We start from the raw sequence: 1040 nt of genomic DNA on the forward strand, positions 1-1040 counted from the left end.
CGGGGGCGACGAGCTCGGGGCCGGCGACGAGGGTGAGGTGCGGGCGGTTGCTCGCGGACGTGTGCAGCGCGAGGCTGGGGATGCCGGCCGCGTCGAGCGCCTGCCACTGACCGCGGACGCGCGCGTCCGACTCCGGGTCGAGGAGGACTTCGACGCTGCGCACTCCCCCATCCTGCCGGTCCGCCGCGAGCGACGGCTCCGCGTCGGGCCTGCGAGTGTCCAGGAGACACTCGCGGGAGCGGGCGGGACGAGCGGGACGAGCGTCAGCCGACCGTCACGAGGGCGGCGAACAGCTCCGGCGCGCGGCGGTCGACGATGCGGCCGCCCACGCGGATCCCGATCAGCGCGAACGCCGAGCCGAGCACGAGCGCCAACGCCAACGAGACCACCCCGAGCACCGTGTCGCCGCCGATCAGCGATATCGCGCCCAGCACGATCGAGGGCAGCGAGAGCAGACCTGTCGCGGCCATGCTGCCGAACATCACCACGCTCGAGATCATCCCCGAGCCCGGCGGAGTCTTCAGCGGGCTGTCCCCCGGCGCCGGCACGGGGTACACGACCAGCGACGACGCGACACTCGAGACGCCGAAGCCGCTCAGCACCAGGGCCAGCGACATCCCGAGCACGCCGGGGATCGCCTCCGGACGCCCCGCGTACAGGCAGGTGCCGACGGCGACGACGAGCACCGCCGGGACGCCGATCAACGCTGCGGCGACGACGCGGCCGGCGCGATCGGCCGACCCCGTCACTCCTGAGCTGACATGGGCCGCCCAGGCGGTGCCGTCGTAGGAGACGTCGGCGCAGAGGGTCACCCCGAAGATCAGGCCGATGAGGAGCGCCGAGAGCACGACGAAGGAGTCGCCCCCGCTTCCGATGGCGGAGTAGAAGACGGCGAGCACCACGACGGCCGGGACCACCAGCAGTCCCCGGCTGTAGCGCGGATCGCGCCACCAGTAGCCGAGCGCCCGGGCGGCGACGGCGCCGGTGGGGGGTTCCGGGGAAGCGCCCGAAGAGGCCGAGGCCGGCCGATCCGGAGGCGG

The 1040-nt window shown here is 74.0% G+C and carries 1 pseudogene; it reads right to left on the reverse strand.

Annotated elements, in window-relative coordinates:
- Positions 1-263: 263 nt before the first annotated feature.
- A pseudogene (locus tag ACH61_RS17705) lies at positions 264-1040 on the reverse strand (transporter); the annotation flags it as partial.

Source organism: Rathayibacter tanaceti (genome assembly GCF_001634385.1).
Classification (GTDB): domain Bacteria; phylum Actinomycetota; class Actinomycetes; order Actinomycetales; family Microbacteriaceae; genus Rathayibacter; species Rathayibacter tanaceti.